This window comes from Kocuria nitroreducens (assembly GCF_042879195.1).
In the GTDB taxonomy this organism is placed as follows: Bacteria; Actinomycetota; Actinomycetes; order Actinomycetales; family Micrococcaceae; genus Kocuria; species Kocuria nitroreducens.
On record NZ_JBHZTC010000007.1, the window covers coordinates 1 to 16,902 of the forward strand.

Genomic DNA, 16,902 nt, shown 5'->3' on the forward strand with positions numbered 1-16,902 from the left:
CGTCATCTTGGTCGTGGCGTTGTGGGTGGCGAAGCAGTACCAGGGCTCGCCCTTGCGGCAGGCCCGGCACTCGCCGCACACCGCCCGCCAGTTGAGGATGACCTTGTCGCCGACGGCGACTTCGGTGACGCCCTCGCCGACCGCCGAGACGACGCCCGAGGCCTCGTGACCGAGCAGGTACGGGTAGTCGTCGCCCACGGCGCCGACCTTGTAGTGCAGATCGGTCTGGCACACCCCGCAGGTGAGCACGTCCACGAGCGCCTCCCCGGGACCGGGGTCCGGGACGAGGATCGTCTCGAGGGTGGCTGGTGCGTTCTGCGCCTTGACGACGACGGCTCTGACCTCGTGCATGAGTAGGACCTTTCCTTCGGACGACGTGACGTGACGGTTCCGGTCCGGAACACCGCTCCCCAGTCTAGGGAAGACCCCGGAAGCGGTGCGAGAGAGCGGCGGAGGACCACGGCGGGGCCCTGCCGTGCCGCACGGGCCGTGAGGACGTCGGCGTGGTCGCGCTCCGGCAGCACGTGCAGCTCGGTGGGGGCCTCCACCCTGTCGCGAAGCCTGGCCACGGCCCCGGTTTCCGCCCCGCCGGTGCACAGGAGCAGGAGCTGGGCGGGCGCCCCGGCGTCCGGGGCGAGCGGTTCGGCCCCGACCAGGCGCGCTGACGCGGAAAAGCGCTCGATCCGACCGCGGTTCCCGCTGCGGTCCGCCCCGGCGAGGGCGGCGCCGAGCCCCGCGCGGCTGGTGCCCGACGGTGCGGGAGCGGCGTGCGGCCCGTGCCCGGGCGAGCCAGTTCCCAGCGCGGGGCAGCCCGCGCGTCCGGGCGCACGCACCCAGCCGGTGCGAACCCATGCCGCGAACGACGAAGCGGCGAACCCGTGGATCAGCACCAAGGGTCCGCCGCTGGGGTCTCCGCCGGGATCGAGGAACTCCGTGCGCGCCGTTCGCTCGGATCCGGGGACAGCCGTCAGCTCCTGCCGGACACCTTGTCGGCATCCTTGTCCGAGTACTTCTCGGAGTCGTCCGAGGAGTAGTCGAGGTGCTCGTGCTCGAGGCGCAGCTTGCGGCCCTGGTCGACGAGCTTCTCCTCCTTCTTCTCCTTTTTGTCGACCTGGCGGGTGTCGCGCGGCGGGAGCTGGATGGTCTCCTCCGCCTTGATCCCGCCCTGCAGCTGACGGCCGCGCTCGACCTCGGCGTCGATCTCCGCGCCCAGCAGCAGCACGTTGTTGATGATCCACAGACCGAGCAGCAGGATGATGACGGATCCGATGATCCCGTAGGTCGCGTTGTAGGACGCGAAGTTGATCACGTACCAGGTGAAGGCCGCCGCCGCCAGGGCAGCGACGAGCAGGGCGACGATCGAGCCCATGCTGATCCAGCGGAACTTGGGCTGCTGCACGTTGGGGGTGAAGTAATAGAGCACCGCGATGAGCAGGACGGCGAGGACCACGATGACCGGCCACTTGGCGATGTTCCACACCGTCACGGCCGTGGTACCGAGCCCGACGAGGTCACCGACCCACTGGGCGATGCCGCCGGAGAGCAGCACCATGAGCATGATCAGGACCACGATGAGGACCAGCACGAGGGTCACGAGGATGTTCATGGGCCGCAGCTTCCAGACGGGCCGGCCCTCCTCGACCTCGTAGATGCGGTTCATGGCCCGGCCGAAGGCCCCCGTGTAGCCGGAGGCGGTCCACAGGGCGCCGACGATACCGGTGACCAGGGCGAGCCCGGCACCGGTGCTGGTGGTGAGGTTGTTGATGGGCCCTTCGAGGAGGCTCACGAGGTCGGTCGGCGCGTACTGCTCGAGGAAGTCCGTGATGGCCTGGGTGGTGGCCTGCCCCTGGCCGAACACGCCGAGCAGGGACACGATGGCGAGCAGTGCGGGGAAGAGGGAGAGCACCGCGAAGTACGTCAAGGACGCGGCGAGGTCGGTGCAGTCGTCCTTGGAGAACTCGGAGAGTGCGCGCTTGGCGACGTAGCCCCACGAGGGCTTGCTCATCTCGGTGGGGCTGTCCGGCTTGCGGGGGTCCTCGGGGTCCGGTGCGGTGCGCTCCTTGGAGCGGCTGTCCTGGGTGGTGTCCTGGGCCATGCTGCGTCCTTCGCGATCGGCCGCCGGGTGCGGTGCGCGGGCTCCGGCCGGCGGCGGGGCGTGTGGGGGATGTCTCGTGGATCAGTGTACTGACGAACTGCCCCCGTGAGCGACAATGGAGCGGGCGGACCACCGGTGCGCCGCATGTTCCCCCACTCAGGAGGCCATCCGTGCCCACCACTCGGCGCACCGTGTCCGCGCAGGTCGACTTCGCGTCGGAGACCGACCACCTGGCGGTGTTCTCCCTCGCCGCCGCCGAACCCACGGGCCGCGCACGCCCGGGCGAGCGTCTGAGCCTTCGCGTCGACGGGGTCGAGGCCTCGCTCGAGGAGGCGGAGGACCTGCACGGCACGCGGCTGCACCTGGCCCGGTTGCCGGGTGGCACGCAGTGCACGGTGTCCTACGCGCTGGAGCTGGACGGAGCGGCCGGTTCGCCGCCCCCGGGGGAGTCCGTGGACGTCGTCCGCTACACCCGGCCGAGCCGCTTCTGCCCCTTCGACGAGATGACCGGCACCCCCGACGCCCTCTTCCCCGGGGCCCGCGGCGGCGGCTACGAGACGCTCCAGCGGGTGCGGGACTGGGTGCACGAGCACCTGGACTACGTGGTCGGCGCCTCGACGGCCACCGACACCGCCGTGCACACGTTCCTCACCCGGCAGGGCGTGTGCCGGGACTACGCGCACCTGCTGATCACCCTGCTGCGGGGCCTCGGGGTGCCGGCGCGGCTCGTGTCGGTCTATGCGCCCGGGCTGTCCCCCATGGACTTCCACGCGGTGGTCGAGGCCTGGCACGACGGCACCTGGTACGTCCTCGACGCCACCGGGCTCGCCCCGCGCACGGAGTTCGTGCGCATCGCCACGGGCGCGGACGCCTCCGAGACGGCGTTCCTGACCACGCTCCAGGGGGAGATCACCCTGGGCGAGATGCGGGTGTCCGCGGAGTCCTCCGCGCCCGGGCGCGAGGACCCGGAGGCCAGGGTCGTCCTCCCGCTGTAGGACGGCCCCGGAGTCCGGTTCAGAGGTCGTTGACGGCTTCCCTCAGGCGGTCGGCGAGGCGGGTGAGGATGCGCAGCTCCTCCGGGTCCAGGCCCGCGGACATCAGCTCGTGGACGTGCACCCGGAACTGCTCGGCGATCTGCGCCTGCATCTGCCGGCCCGGGTCGGTCAGGCGGATCCGCAGCCCCCGGAGGTCCTGCGGGTCCTGCCAGCGGTGCACCAGTCCCTTGAGCTCCAGCCGTTCGAGCATCCGGCTGAGGCTGGACTGGGTGAGCAGCACGTACTCGTTGAGCTCGTTGAGGCGCATGCCGGCCTCGTCGGAGCGGGAGAGGTTGAACAGGACGTCGTACTCGCGGGCGGACAACTCCGCGAATTCGGGTTGGCGCTGAAGGCGCCGCATGACCGTCACCTGGGCCCTGAAGAGGGCCTCCCAGGCGTCGGCGCTGTTCTGCACACGATCTGTTTCTCTGCGGGGCACACGCTAATGCTACGACTCGGTTACATCGGTGTGCGGCGCCCGGGTGTCCCCCCTTTCGGGGGATGCCTTGCCGGGTCGCGGGCGGCACAGCCCGCGGTGGCTCCAGGTTTTCCGGTGTGACGTGCGGGAATGATAACTCCCGGACGTCGCCGGCGACGCAGGCCTGGTGCTCTCCTCCTGGATTCTCATCAGCGAACGTCCACGAAAGAGCGCACGGTGTCCGGTGTCACGTCCCGTGCTGCGGGCGTCATGCGCCCGCCCCGCTCCGGGCCAGGGCCGCGATCCGTTCCTCCCGGTGTCGGTGCCGTTCCTCCTTGCGTGCTTCCACGAGCCGGTACAGCACCGGCACGAGCACCAGGGTGAGCAGGGTCGAGGAGATCAGCCCACCGATCACCACCACGGCCAGCGGCTGGGAGATGAAGCTGCCCTGGCCCGTGATCCCCAGCGCCATGGGCGTCATCGCCAGGATGGTCGCCAGGGCCGTCATCACGATGGGCCGCAGCCGGCGGGTGGCGCCCTTCTCGATGGCCTCCTCCAGGTCCATGCCGTGCTCCCGGCCCCGGTACTGGTTGATGAGGTCGATCAGCACGACCGCGTTGGTCACCACGATGCCCACGAGCATCAGCACGCCCACCAGCGAGGCGAGGCCGAGCGGCACCCCGAAGGCCAGCAGCGCGAGCACCGCGCCCGTCGCGGCGAAGGGGATCGAGACCAGCAGGATCAGCGGCTGGACCAACGACTTGAAGGTCGCCACGAGCACCACGTAGACGATCGCGATCGCGGCGAGCACGGCCAGCCCCAGCTGCCGGAACGTGGTCTCCTGCTCCGTGGCGGCCCCGCCCAGCTCGGCCGAGGCGCCCTGGGGCAGGTCCAGTCCCGCGAGCGCGTCCCGGACCTCGGCGCTGGTGGCGCCGAGGTCGTCGCCACCCGGGGTGACGGACACGGTGGCGGTGCGCTGGTCGTTGCTCGAGGTGATGGTCTCCACCGTGAGCGCCTCCCCGACCTCGGCCAGCTCGTCGAGCCGGACGGTCCCGCCCGCCGCCGGCACCGGCAAGGCCCGCAGTGCCTCGACGTCCTCGACGGCGCGGCCCTCGCCGACGGTCACGGCCACCGAGTCGGCGTCCAGGTCGATGGACCCAGCGGGGAGGGGGTTCACGGTGCCGGCGAGCGCCCCCGTGACCTGCTCCTCGCTCAGACCGCGGCCGGCGGCGGCCGCCCGGTCGACCGTGACCACGACGGTGGGCTGGGTGGCGGCCAGGTTGCTCGTGACCTGTCCGGCGGACCCGAGCTCCCGCATGGCCTGCACCACGGCGTCGTCGGCCTGGGCCAGGGTGGCCTGGTCCGTGCCGGTGACGGAGATCTCGACGTCGTTGCTCGTGAAGTCCTGGGCGCCCTGCACCGAGAACTCCCCGGCGCCGTCCAGCCGCTCCAGGCGCTCGCCGACGGTGCGGCGCAGCCGCTCCTGGTCCACCCCGGCGTCCGTCGTCACGGAGAAGGTGGCGCTGTTCGTGCCGCTGCCGGGCAGGAACGCGGAGAAGCCTCCGCCGGGGCCCATGGTGACCTGCACGTCCTCGATGCCCTCGGTCCAGTCGAGCACCTCCTCGGCGCGGCTCGCCTGCTCGGAGGTCACCGCCAGCGCGGTGCCGGGCGGCAGGTCCTGCTCGATCGTCATGGTGTTCTGCCCCGTGTCCCCGAGCAGGTTGGTGGGCAGCACCGGCAGCAGGGCGGCCGTGCCGCCGAGGACCAGGACGCTGACCCCGAGGGTGGCCCACGGGTGGCGCTGCGTGCCGCGCAGGACGGGGAGGTAGCCCTGAGCCAGCCGCGTCGGCGTGCCGGCCGTGCTGTCGGCCCCAGCGCCGGGCGTGCCGTCGGCCCAGGGGGCGGGGCGGCCCGCCGGTGCCCGGCGGGTCCTCCGGACCAGGCGGGGGTCCCGCAGGAACCAGTAGGCCAGCACGGGCACGATGGTCAGGGACACCACGAGCGAGGACAGCAGCGCGATGGTCGTGGTGAGAGCGAAGGGGCGGAACAGCTCGCCGGTCACGTCGCCCACGAACGCGATGGGCACGAACACCGCGACCGTGATGAGGGTGGAGGCGGTGATCGCGCCCGCGACCTCGCGCACGGCGGTGAGGATGGCCCTGCGCTTCGCGTTGGCGGGGTCGGTGCGCAGGTCGACCGTGCCGTAGTGGCGTTTGATGTTCTCGATCACCACGATCGAGTCGTCCACGACCCGCCCCACGGACAGGGTGATCGCCGCCAGGGTCAGGAGGTTCAGCGAGTAGCCCAGGGCGTTGATCCCGATGAACGTGGCGAGCAGGGACAGCGGGATGGAGATGGCGGTGACCAGCGTCGAGCGCAACGACGCCAGGAAGACCAGGATGACGAGCACGGCGAACGCGAGCCCGAGGAGGCCCTCGACCGTGAGGTCCTCGATCGACTGCTCGATGTAGGGGGCCTGGTCGAAGACCGCAGTGATCTCGGCGCCGTTGCCGAGGTCCTCCTCGAGCTCGGGCGTCATCTCCTCGACCGCCCGGGAGATCCCCACCGTGTCCCCGTCCGGGGTCTTGGTCACGGACAGGGCGAGCGTGGGGTCCCCGTTGGTGCGGGTGATCGACGTCTGCTCCTGCTCGGCGAGCTCCACGGTGGCCACCGCGCCGACGGTGGTGGGTTCGGCGCCGTCGGGCGCGTCCTCCGGGACGGGCAGCGGGACGTTCTCCACGGCCTCGAGGGAGTCGAGCGGGGAGCCGGCCTGGACGGGGAGGGTCGTGGCGCCGTCGTCCACGGTGCCCACGGGCACCAGGCCGCCGCTCTCCTCCAGGGCCGTGCGGATGTCGGCGGGTGTGGCGCCGGCCCGGGCGAGGTCGGCCCGGTCCGGCAGGATCGAGACGACCTGCTCGGGAGCGCCGCTGACCTCGGCGGATCGCACGCCCTCGATCCTCTGCAGGTCCGGGACCGTCAGCCGTTCCAGGTCGGCCGCGAGCGGGCTGAGGTCCTCGTCGGAGGACACGGCCAGGAAGACGATGGGGAAGTCCGCCACGGAACCGGCGAACGCGGTGGGCTCGACGTCGTCGGGCAGCTGCGGGCGCACGTTGGAGATCGCCCGCTCCACCTGGTTGCGGGCCCGGTCCAGGTCGGTGCCGTACTCGAAGCCGAGCCGGATGTTGGACAGGCCGCTGCGCGAGGAGGACGTCGAGCTCTCCAGGCCCTCCACGATGTTGAGCGCGCGCTCCAGGGGTCTGCCCACCTGCTCGTCGACGACCTCCGCGGACGCGCCGGGCATCGCCGAGACCACGCTGATGGCGGGGATCTCCAGGGACGGGATGAGCTCCTGCTTCATGGAGCGCATGCTGAGCACCCCGAAGAGCGCGACGAACAGCGTGATGAGCACGATCAGGGCTCGGTTGGCCATCGACGCGCGGGCGAGGAGAAACACTCGTGCTCCTTGGGGAGGGAAGGTCGAGAGCGTCCCGGCAGGGCCGGCACGCACGCCTCTCAGCGTACCGTCGCCGACCGACAGCTCCCCGGGTCCTCACGGACCCGGGGGCGGGGGCGGACCGGACGACGACGAGGCCCCCGACCGGCCGGTCCGGGGCCTCGTCCCGCGGGTGCCGTGCCGGCCGGTGCCGTGCGGTTCCTCGCGGTGTCGGTCGTTGCGTCGTCAGTCGATGCCGAGCACCCGGGCGGTGCGGCCCATGACCTCGTCCGCGAGCTGCGGGTGGTCGTTGAGCTTCACTCCGTAGGAGGGGATGAGCTCCTTGATCCGCGGCTCCCACCCGGACATCCGCGCCGGGAAGGACTTCGCCAGGAGGTTGAGCATGATCGGCACCGCGGTGGACGCGCCCGGGGAGGCCCCCAGCAGCCCGGCGATGGAGCCGTCCGCAGCGGTGATGAGCTCGGTGCCGAACTGGAGCACGCCGCCCTTCTCCTTGTCCCGCTTCATGACCTGCACGCGCTGCCCCGCCTCGATCAGCTCCCACTGCGAGCCGTCGGCCGTCGGGTAGAACTGCTGCAGCGCCTCGACCCGCTGGCCCTTGGACTTGGTCAGCTCGCTCACCAGGTACTTCACCAGGTCCAGGTTGGCCAGGCCGGCACGGGTCATCGGATAGAGGTTGTGCGGGCGCACGGACAGCGGCAGGTCCAGGTAGGACCCCTGCTTCAGGAAGTTGGGCTTGAACCCGCCGTAGGGGCCGAACATCAGCGCGCGCCGCCCGTGCTCGTAGCGGGTGTCCAGGTGCGGGACGGACATGGGCGGGGCGCCCACGGAGGCCTGGCCGTAGACCTTGGCGTTGTGCTGTGCCGCCACGTGCTCGTCGGAGTTGCGCAACCAGAGGCCGGAGACCGGGAACCCGCCGTAGCCCTTGGCCTCCCGGATGCCGGACTTCTGCAGCAGCGGCAGGGCGCCGCCGCCGGCCCCCACGAACACGAACTTCGCGCGCACGAGCCGGTGGCCCTCGGTGTTGAGACGGTTCTTGACCTTCGCGACCCAGGTGCCGTCACCCTGGCGCTCGAGGTCCAGGACCTGCTGGCCGTAGCGCACCCGGCCGCCCCGGGCCTGCAGGTGGGCGACCTGCTGCCGGGTCAGCTCCCCGAAGTCGACGTCGGTGCCCTCGGGGGACCGGGACGCCGCCACGCGCCCGGCGCCGCGGCCGTGCATGGTCAGCGGTGCCCACTCGGCGATCTTCTCGCGGTCCTCGGTGTACTCCATGCGCTCGAAGAGCTTGTGCGGCCGGAGGGCCTCCCAGCGGCGGCGCAGGTAGTCGCTGTGGGCATCGCCGAAGACGAGGGACATGTGCGGCACCGGGTTGATGAAGGAACTGGGTTCCCGCAGCTTGCCCTCGGACACGAGGGAGGCCCAGAACTGGCGGGAGAGCTGGAACTGCTCGTTGATGCCGAGCGACTTCTCCGGGCTCACGGACCCGTCGGCGGCCTGGGGCGCGTAGTTGAGCTCGCAGAGGGCGGAGTGGCCGGTCCCGGCGTTGTTCCAGACGTTGGAGCTCTCCGCACCCACCTGGTCGAGGCGCTCCAGCATCGTGATGTCCCACTGCGGCTCGAGTTCCTTGAGGAACACGCCCAGGGTGGCGCTCATGATGCCGCCGCCGATCAGGAGGACGTCGGTCGTTTCCGTTGCCTGAGGTCTTGTCACAGTCGATGCTCCCGTTCAACGCCCGGCGCTGCGCCGGTGAGTGGTCGGGATCAGACTATCGCCACGCTCGGACGAACCCCGAATGCGGCCGGGGGCGCGTCGAGGCCGGCTCTCACTCGCCGGTGCCGAGGTCCACCCGGTTGAAGACCTCGTTGCCGGTGGAGCTGAGGGGGAAGGACGTCACGGAGTCGCCGACGGCGACCGCCGAGATCGGGTGGGCCAGGGGAACGGCGGGCAGCAGCCGGGAGACGCGGTCGTTGATCGACGCGTACGCGCTCGACCGGTCCTCGCCGTCGGGCAGGGCCGCCGCGCGGTTGACCGCGCCGAACAGCGACGCGGCGTCCACGCCGAACTCCCCGCGGGGGGAGCCGAACAGGGCGGCCGTGAAGTAGTCCGGGTCGCGGTACCCGCCGTTGAGGCCGAGCAGGTGCAGGGCGTGATCGCCCTCCGGGTCCAGGACCTGCTCCACGTAGCCGTCCGACCAGTCGACCGGGACGGGTTCGATCACGAACCCCGCCCGCACGAGCTGGGCCGCGATGTCGGCGTAGATCTTCTCCGGCTCCTGCATGTAGGTGCGGGAGGTGCCGCGCGGGTAGTAGAACCGCAGCGGCTCGCCGGCGTACGACGAGCCCTCCAGCAGTTCCTGCGCCCGCCGCGGGTTGTAGGACGGGACCTGCAGGTCGGTCCCGTCCATCGCGAAGCGGGCGGGCAGGAACTGGTCGGCCACCCGGGTGCCGTCGGGGTAGTGCTCGCGCACGATCGCGCCGCGGTCCACGGCGGCGGCGATCGCCGCTCGCACGTCCGGATCGTCCAGAGGTGCCACGTCCTGGTTGATGCCGAGATAGGACACGGAGTACGGATCGCGCTGGAGGACCTGCACGCCCTCGCGGGCGAGCGGGGCGAAGGAGTCCAGGCCCACCTGGTCGTAGCCGTCCACCTGGCCGAGGCGCAGCGCCACGTAGCGCAGCTCGGGCTCGGCGATCGTGCGGAACTCGAGCCGGCCGATGTCCCCGAGCTCGCCCCAGTAGTCCGGGTTCGCGCTCAGGACCACGTTCGTCCCGTCGCCCGACTCGTAGCGGAAGGGACCGGTGCCCACGGGCTGCGTCTCGTGCGTGCCGGCCGCCAGGGCCGCGGGGGACGCGATCCCGAACGCGGGCTGCGTCAGCGCCCGGAGCAGGGGGGTGTGCGGCGCGGTCAGCGAGAGCACCACCGAGGAGTCCGTCGCCGCGGCGCACCCCGCGTAGAGGGGGTCGATGCCGGGGGCGCCGGTGCGCAGGACGGTGGCGAACGGGGTCCGCGCCCCGTCGGCGGCGAGGGCCTCCCAGCGCTCGAAGTTCGCGCACACCGCCGCCGCGTCCAGATCGGTGCCGTCGTGGAAGCGCACGTCCCGGCGGAGGTCGAAGGTGTAGGTGAGCCCGTCCTCGGAGCGCTCCCACGACCTCGCCAGGGCCGGCACCGCCTCCCCCGTGGAGGGGTCGGCGGAGACGAGCCCCTCCAGCATCTGTGCCCCGATCCGGGACGTCTCCAGGATGTTGACCGTGGCCGGGTCCAAGGTGGGGGCGGCGGCGGCGTTGGCGAACACGAACTCCGCGCTCGGCACGGACCGGGAGGGGACCGGGGTGTCGAGCCCCTCGCCCGCGGGTGCGCACCCGCCGAGGAGCCCTGCGACGAGCGCCAGCGCGGCCGCGGTGCGGGGGGTTCGCCTGGGCGCCATGGGTCCTTCGCTGCCTCGCCGGTTCGGTCGTCGGTGTGGTCGTGCGCCGGCCCCGGGCCGTGCCCGGGGACCGTCGGGTGCGCGAGGCGGGACTCGAACCCGCACGCCGGTCAGGGCACAGGAACCTAAATCCTGCGTGTCTGCCAGTTCCACCACTCGCGCCGAAAGGGGCCCGTCCGGGCCCCTTCGCCCATCCTAGCCTCAGCCCTCCAGGCCGAGGTCGCGGCGCAGCTTCGCCACGTGACCCGTGGCGCGCACGTTGTACTGGGCAAGCTCCACGTCGCCCCCGGGCCCGACCACCACGGTGGAGCGCACCAGGCCCTCGTAGGTCTTCCCGTAGTTCTTCTTCTCGCCCCAGGCTCCGTACGCCTCGGCGACCTGGTGGTCTGCGTCGGAGAGCAGGGGGAAGGGGAGGGACTGGTCCTCGGCGAACCGCGCCAGGGCCTCCGGGCGGTCCGGGGAGATGCCGAGCACGGCGAACCCGTCCGCGGCGAAGCGTTCCAGGCTGTCCCGGAAGTCGCACGCCTGCGTGGTGCAGCCGGGGGTGGAGGCCTTCGGGTAGAAGTAGACGACCACCCGCTGACCGCGGTGGTCGGCGAGCGAGACGGTCCGGCCCTGGGCGTCGGGCAGGGCGAAGTCGGGGGCCGGCCGGCCGGGTTCGAGACGTGCTGCCATGGGGATGCTCCTCCGTGTTGTCGGTGGTGGTGCCAGTCGTGGTGCCGGTGCCGCGGGACGGCCTCGGACCACGAACACTACCGGCGCTCGCCCCGGGGACTCCGGCGGGCCAGGGGGAGCGCTCCGGTCGGCCGATCGTCCACGCGCAGAGAAATGCTCGTAAGTTTGCTTAGCATGATGCTGTATTCCGTGTTCCGGGTCGGTAGACTGCTTTGCATGCCTTTCACCACTCAATGGCCGACCAACCGACTGCTCTCGACCGCGGCTCGGCTCGTAGAGCACGCGTGGAACGAGCGCCTGGCCACGCTCGGGGTGACCCACGCGGGCGTCATGGCGCTGGACGTCCTGAAGACGGCGGGGAGCATGACCCAGGCCCAGCTGGCACACCGCGTCCGGGTGCAGGCCCAGACCATGGGCAAGACGCTGCACCGGCTCGAGCTGCACGGTCACGTCACCCGGTCCAAGAACGTCCACGACCGCCGCAGCCACCTCGTGTCGATCACCCCGGAGGGCCAGCGCATCCTCGAGGCCGCCACCCAGCTCGAGGACGAGCTGGTGGACGACGGGCTGCTGACGGACGAGAACCTGCGCCGCACGCTGGCCGACATCATCACCACGCTCGGCGGCGCCCGCTGGAAGCTGCGGGTCCAGCCGGACGGGACCGTCACCGACGCCGGGTCCGCCGACGCGACCACGCCCGAGGAGTCGCGCGAGATCGCCGAGGCCGGCACGCAGGGGGACACCGCCCCCTGATCCGGCCGCGGTTCGCGGTTCCCGCACCGACGGGCCGGGGAGGCCGGCACGGGGTCGAGGGCCCCGGCACGAGCGCCCTCGAGGTCACGGCGTGGTGACCTCCGTCGAGAGCACCCGGGGCACGACGACCCCGGGTTTTTTCGTGCCCGCAGCCCGTGCCCGGGAAGGGCGGCCGTCGGTCCCGGGTGCGACGAGGAGCCCGCGGACGACAAAGGACTCCACCGCTGTGCCCCGCGGTGGAGTCCTTCTGTGGTGCGCCCCCTCGGACTCGAACCGAGAACCCATTGATTAAGAGTCAATTGCTCTGCCAATTGAGCTAGAGGCGCTGGTGGTGCGGCAAGAACACTAGCACGCCCCCGGCCCTGGGGCCGAATCGTGCCGGTCGGCCTCCGCCGGGTCCCGCCTCGCAACGAGAAAGTACTCTACCAGCTCGTCCCGCCCTGTCCATTCCGTGCCCCGCCCGCGCGAGGCGGCGCCCGGCACGGCGGTCATGTCCTGCGCCCGATTCCCCGCGCCGTCCGTCCCGCTCCCCGATCTCCGGGTGGTCTCCCTGCCGGAGGAGGAGCTCGTGGACCGCGTGAGCGCCCGCGTTCCGGGCTTCCGCTGCGTCCTGTGGGACATGGCCCGGCGACCCGGTCGGGGCCCGTGCCGACAGACCGACGTGGCAGTGGGCCGATACTTCACCGGCCGCTGGATCGGCGTCCTGCCCGCCGCGACGCGCCTGCGGCTCGTGCAGCTGCAGAGCACCGGCTTCGACGTCGTGCCGGAGGCCGCCGGGCCCGCCCTCGGGCTCTCGACGGCGGGCTGGGGGCACGCGGCCGGGACCGCCGAGCCGGCCCTGGGCCTGATGACCGCCGCACGGCGGGAACGCGACCGCGCCGCGCTGCGGCTGCGCGACGAGCTCTGGCGCCGCTTCGAGACCCGCAGCCTGGCCGACTGCCGGGTGCTCGTGCCGGGCGTGGGCGAGGAGGAGGTCGTGTCCGGGCGGCTCCGCTGCGCCCTCGACGTCGTCCATCCCGAGCTCTTCCCCGGCGACCGCCCGCTGGTCCGCGCCCCCGGGGCGCTCCCCACCCCGCCCACCGGTGGCTCCAGCACCTCGTGCAGGCCGCGCGTGCGGCGTCTGCTGCAGACCCAGCTGGAGCGCATCGCCGCAGGTAGGCGGCCCATGTTCCTGCAGCAGGAGGGGCGGCTCGACGTCCGAGTGCCCCGAGTGCCCCAAGTCCCCGGACGCGCCATGTCTCACATCGTGGGACACGGCGTCCGAAGATTGACACGCCGGAACGAGCGGCAGAGCATGGGAGCATGCAACTCAGCCACGGTGTCGTCCAGCTCACGGTACGCGTCCTCGTCGGACGCGGGGCCTGAGCCGACGACCGGTCGAGCGCACGGGCCCTGTCGCACCTCCCGGTGCTGCGAGGGCCTTTTTTCTTGCCCGGCGCCCCGGGGAGCGGCGATCGAGCCGGAACAGCATCACCAGCCCAGACCAGAAGGACAGTGACATGAGCAAGGGACAGCCGATCAGCCCAGCGCTGATGGCCACCAAGCGCGCGGAGACCGCCGCTGACCACCGGCCCCCGGGGGCCCCGGAGAAGTCCGTCCCCGCCGTCCCGTCCGTCATGGGCCCGAGCAGCACGGTGGCCCCCACGGAGATGACCGGCTCCCAGGCCGTCATCCGGGCGCTGGAGGAGCTCGGGGTCACCGACGTCTTCGGCCTGCCCGGCGGCGCGATCCTGCCGACCTACGACCCGCTCATGGACACGGACAAGATCAACCACATCCTGGTCCGCCACGAGCAGGGCGCCGGCCACGCCGCCGAGGGCTACGCCCTCGCCTCGGGTCGCGTCGGCGTCTGCATCGCGACCTCCGGCCCCGGCGCCACGAACCTCGTCACCGCCCTCGCGGACGCGCACATGGACTCGATCCCGATGGTCGCGATCACCGGGCAGGTCTCGTCCAAGGTGATCGGCTCCGACGCCTTCCAGGAGGCGGACATCGTCGGGATGACGATGCCGGTCACCAAGCACTCCTACCTGGTGACGCACGCCGAGGACATCCCCCGCGTGCTCGCCGAGGCGTTCCACCTGGCCTCGACCGGCCGCCCCGGGCCCGTGCTGGTGGACATCCCCAAGGACGCCCAGCAGGACACCATGACGTTCTCCTGGCCGCCCCGGATGGACCTGCCCGGCTACCGGCCCGTGACGCGCGGGCACGCCAAGCAGATCCGGGAGGCCGCCAAGCTCATCGCGGCCGCCCAGCGGCCCGTGCTCTACGTGGGCGGCGGGACCATGCGCGCCGACGCGGCCGCTGAGCTCATGGAGCTGGCCGAGCTGACCGGCGCGCCGGTGGTCACCACGCTGACCGCCCGGGGGGTGTTCCCGGACTCCCACGAGCAGAACCTCGGGATGCCCGGCATGCACGGCACCGTCCCGGCCGTGTACTCGATGCAGCAGGCGGACCTGCTCGTGACCCTCGGCGCGCGCTTCGACGACCGCGTCACGGGCCACCTGGAGACCTTCGCCCCCACGGCCAAGATCATCCACGCGGACATCGACCCCGCCGAGATCTCCAAGAACCGCACCGCCGACGTCCCGATCGTGGGCGACCTCAAGGAGATCCTGCCGGACCTCGTGGGCGCCGTGCGCCAGGAGGTCGAGCGCAGCGGCAGCCCGGACCTCTCTTCGTGGTGGACCGCGCTGAGCAGCCTGCAGGCCACCTACCCGCTGGGCTACCCCAAGCCCGCCGACGGCCTGGGGTCGCCGCAGCACGTCATCGAGCGGATCTCCGCCCTGACGGGTCCCGAGGCCGTCTACGTCTCCGGCGTGGGCCAGCACCAGATGTGGAGCTCTCACTTCGTGCGGTACGAGCGGCCCCGCCAGTGGCTGAACTCGGCCGGGCTGGGGACCATGGGCTTCGCTGTCCCCGCCGCGATGGGGGCCAAGGTCTCGCAGCCCGACCGCGTGGTCTGGGCGATCGACGGCGACGGCTGCTTCCAGATGACCAACCAGGAGCTCGCCACCTGCACGATCAACAAGATCCCGATCAAGGTGGCGGTGATCAACAACTCGTCGCTGGGCATGGTGCGCCAGTGGCAGACGCTGTTCTACGACGGCCGATACTCCAACACCGACCTCAACACGGGTCACGACAGCATCATGGTGCCGGACTTCGTCAAGCTCGCCGACGCCTACGGGTGCGCCGCCCTGCGCTGCACCCGGGACGAGGACGTGGACGACGTCATCCGGCAGGCCCTCGAGATCAACGACCGCCCCGTGGTGATCGACTTCGTGGTCTCCGCCGACGCGATGGTGTGGCCGATGGTGCCCTCCGGCGTGTCCAACGACCAGATCCAGATCGCCCGCAACATGACCCCCGCCTGGGACGAGGAGGACTGACCATGAGCCGACACACCCTCTCCGTGCTGGTCGAGGACAAGCCGGGCGTGCTGACCCGGGTGGCCGGACTGTTCGCGCGCCGCGCCTTCAACATCGACTCGCTCGCCGTGGGACCCACGGAGCTCGACGGCGTCTCCCGCATCACCGTGGTGGTGGACGCCGAGGGCGAGCTGCTCGAACAGGTCACCAAGCAGCTGAACAAGCTCATCAACGTGATCAAGATCGTCGAGCTCACCACCGAGTCGTCGGTGCAACGCGACCACATCATGGTCAAGGTCCGCGCCGACGCCGCGACCCGTCTGCAGGTCACCCAAGCCGCAGACCTGTTCCGGGCCACCGTTGTCGACGTCTCCACCGAGTCGCTCGTCATCGAGGCCACCGGCGCCCCGGAGAAGCTCCGGGCGCTGCTGGACATCCTGGAGCCCTTCGGCGTCCGGGAGATCGTCCGGGCCGGTACGCTGGCCCTCGGACGTGGTCCCAAGTCGATGAGCGACCGCGCCCTGCGCCACTGACGCCCCCGGGCGCCGGTGGACGCGGGCGCCGGCCCACAGACACCCCAACCACCTCGCGGCGGTGCGCCCGCCGCGCCCACCCATGCTTGAAGGAGACAATTCCATGGCAGAGATCTTCTACGACGACGACGCCGACCTCTCGATCATCCAGGACCGCTCCGTGGCCGTCATCGGCTACGGCTCGCAGGGCCACGCCCACGCCCTGAACCTGCGCGACTCCGGCGTGGACGTGCGCATCGGACTCGCCGAGGGCTCGCGCTCCCGGGCCAAGGCCGAGGCCGAGGGCCTGCGGGTGCTCACCGTCGCGGACGCCGTCGAGGAGGCCGACGTCATCATGATCCTGACGCCGGACCAGGTCCAGCGCCATGTCTACGCCGAGTCCATCGCCCCGAACCTGGAGCAGGGCGACGCGATTTTCTTCGCCCACGGGTTCAACATCCGCTTCGGCTACATCGAGGCCCCGGAGGGCGTCGACGTGGTCATGGTCGCCCCCAAGGGCCCCGGCCACACCGTGCGCCGCGAGTTCGAGGCCGGCCGCGCCGTGCCCGCCCTCGTGGCCGTCGAGAAGGACGCCTCCGGCAAGGCCCTCGAGCTGGGCCTGTCCTACGCCAAGGCCATCGGCGGCACCCGCGCCGGCGTCATCAGGACGACCTTCACCGAGGAGACCGAGTCCGACCTCTTCGGCGAGCAGGCGGTCCTGTGCGGCGGCGTCTCCCACCTGGTCCAGTACGGCTTCGAGACCCTGACCGAGGCCGGCTACCAGCCGGAGATCGCCTACTTCGAGGTCCTGCACGAGCTCAAGCTCATCGTGGACCTCATGGTCGAGGGCGGCATCGCCAAGCAGCGCTGGTCCATCTCGGACACCGCCGAGTACGGCGACTACGTCTCCGGCCCCCGAGTGATCAACCCCGCGGTGAAGGAGAACATGAAGGCCGTGCTCGCCGACATCCAGGACGGCACCTTCGCGAAGCGCTTCATCGAGGACCAGGACCAGGGCGGCCCCGAGTTCCAGAAGCTGCGCGAGAAGGAGGAGACCCACTCGATCGAGGTCACCGGCCGCGAGCTGCGCAAGCTCTTCGCCTGGACCTCCCCGGACGCCGACTACGTCGAGGGCACCGCGGCCCGCTGATCCGCGATCCCCACGA

At 71.5% G+C, this 16,902-nt stretch carries 14 protein-coding genes and 2 tRNA genes; 7 read left to right on the forward strand and 9 right to left on the reverse strand.

Annotated elements, in window-relative coordinates; all coding sequences use genetic code 11:
- The coding region (locus ACFYE1_RS06025) for an alcohol dehydrogenase catalytic domain-containing protein (RefSeq protein WP_387740984.1) at positions 1-351 on the reverse strand (351 nt) is incomplete at its 3' end.
- Between the two features lie 152 nt (positions 352-503).
- Here ACFYE1_RS06025 and ACFYE1_RS06030 point away from each other — a divergent pair.
- Positions 504-665 carry a hypothetical protein gene (locus ACFYE1_RS06030; protein ID WP_387740986.1) on the forward strand — a complete coding sequence of 54 codons (162 nt, stop codon included), beginning with the start codon at positions 504-506 and terminating at the stop codon, positions 663-665.
- A 302-nt stretch (positions 666-967) separates the two neighbouring features.
- Here ACFYE1_RS06030 and ACFYE1_RS06035 read toward each other — a convergent pair whose 3' ends face one another.
- Positions 968-2,095 carry a YihY/virulence factor BrkB family protein gene (locus ACFYE1_RS06035; RefSeq protein WP_387740987.1) on the reverse strand — a complete coding sequence of 376 codons (1,128 nt, stop codon included), beginning with the start codon at positions 2,093-2,095 and terminating at the stop codon, positions 968-970.
- A gap of 170 nt (positions 2,096-2,265) precedes the next feature.
- On the opposite strand from ACFYE1_RS06035, the gene ACFYE1_RS06040 reads away from it, so the two are divergent.
- Positions 2,266-3,090, forward strand: a complete 825-nt coding sequence (locus ACFYE1_RS06040; RefSeq protein ID WP_387740989.1) for a transglutaminase-like domain-containing protein — start codon at positions 2,266-2,268, stop codon at positions 3,088-3,090.
- Between the two features lie 19 nt (positions 3,091-3,109).
- Here the strand turns inward: ACFYE1_RS06040 and ACFYE1_RS06045 are convergent, their stop codons facing one another.
- The 6 genes from ACFYE1_RS06045 to bcp form a co-directional block, all read right to left on the reverse strand.
- Complete coding sequence (locus ACFYE1_RS06045; RefSeq protein WP_387740991.1) at positions 3,110-3,544, reverse strand: MarR family winged helix-turn-helix transcriptional regulator; 435 nt, start codon at positions 3,542-3,544, stop codon at positions 3,110-3,112.
- A 271-nt stretch (positions 3,545-3,815) separates the two neighbouring features.
- Positions 3,816-7,001: an efflux RND transporter permease subunit gene (locus tag ACFYE1_RS06050; RefSeq protein WP_387740992.1), complete on the reverse strand. Its 3,186-nt coding sequence runs from the start codon at positions 6,999-7,001 to the stop codon at positions 3,816-3,818.
- 225 nt (positions 7,002-7,226) lie between these two features.
- Positions 7,227-8,711, reverse strand: a complete 1,485-nt coding sequence (locus ACFYE1_RS06055) for a malate:quinone oxidoreductase (protein ID WP_387740994.1) — start codon at positions 8,709-8,711, stop codon at positions 7,227-7,229.
- Positions 8,712-8,823: 112 nt separating this feature from the next.
- Positions 8,824-10,425 carry an ABC transporter substrate-binding protein gene (locus tag ACFYE1_RS06060; protein ID WP_387740996.1) on the reverse strand — a complete coding sequence of 534 codons (1,602 nt, stop codon included), beginning with the start codon at positions 10,423-10,425 and terminating at the stop codon, positions 8,824-8,826.
- A 78-nt stretch (positions 10,426-10,503) separates the two neighbouring features.
- Positions 10,504-10,587 (reverse strand) — tRNA-Leu (locus ACFYE1_RS06065).
- Between the two features lie 39 nt (positions 10,588-10,626).
- Positions 10,627-11,100, reverse strand: coding sequence for a thioredoxin-dependent thiol peroxidase (bcp, locus tag ACFYE1_RS06070; RefSeq protein ID WP_387740998.1), 474 nt, complete (start codon positions 11,098-11,100; stop codon positions 10,627-10,629).
- Between the two features lie 216 nt (positions 11,101-11,316).
- Between bcp and ACFYE1_RS06075 the strand changes: the two genes are divergently transcribed.
- A complete protein-coding gene (locus ACFYE1_RS06075; RefSeq protein ID WP_387741000.1) occupies positions 11,317-11,853 on the forward strand; it encodes a MarR family winged helix-turn-helix transcriptional regulator in 537 nt (178 codons plus the stop codon).
- 250 nt (positions 11,854-12,103) lie between these two features.
- On the opposite strand, the gene ACFYE1_RS06080 is transcribed toward ACFYE1_RS06075, so the two are convergent.
- A tRNA-Lys gene (locus tag ACFYE1_RS06080) sits at positions 12,104-12,179 on the reverse strand.
- A gap of 164 nt (positions 12,180-12,343) precedes the next feature.
- On the opposite strand from ACFYE1_RS06080, the gene ACFYE1_RS06085 reads away from it, so the two are divergent.
- The 4 genes from ACFYE1_RS06085 (at position 12,344) to ilvC (ending at position 16,886) form a co-directional block, all read left to right on the forward strand.
- On the forward strand, positions 12,344-13,351 hold the full coding sequence (locus tag ACFYE1_RS06085; RefSeq protein ID WP_387741002.1) for a hypothetical protein: 1,008 nt from the start codon (positions 12,344-12,346) through the stop codon (positions 13,349-13,351).
- Between the two features lies 1 nt (position 13,352).
- Complete coding sequence (locus ACFYE1_RS06090) at positions 13,353-15,245, forward strand: acetolactate synthase large subunit (protein WP_387741003.1); 1,893 nt, start codon at positions 13,353-13,355, stop codon at positions 15,243-15,245.
- A gap of 2 nt (positions 15,246-15,247) precedes the next feature.
- Positions 15,248-15,757 (forward strand): acetolactate synthase small subunit, encoded by a 510-nt coding sequence (gene ilvN / locus ACFYE1_RS06095; RefSeq protein WP_344123350.1) that lies wholly within the window; start codon positions 15,248-15,250, stop codon positions 15,755-15,757.
- 103 nt (positions 15,758-15,860) lie between these two features.
- Complete coding sequence (gene ilvC / locus ACFYE1_RS06100; protein ID WP_387741005.1) at positions 15,861-16,886, forward strand: ketol-acid reductoisomerase; 1,026 nt, start codon at positions 15,861-15,863, stop codon at positions 16,884-16,886.
- Positions 16,887-16,902: the final 16 nt, after the last annotated feature.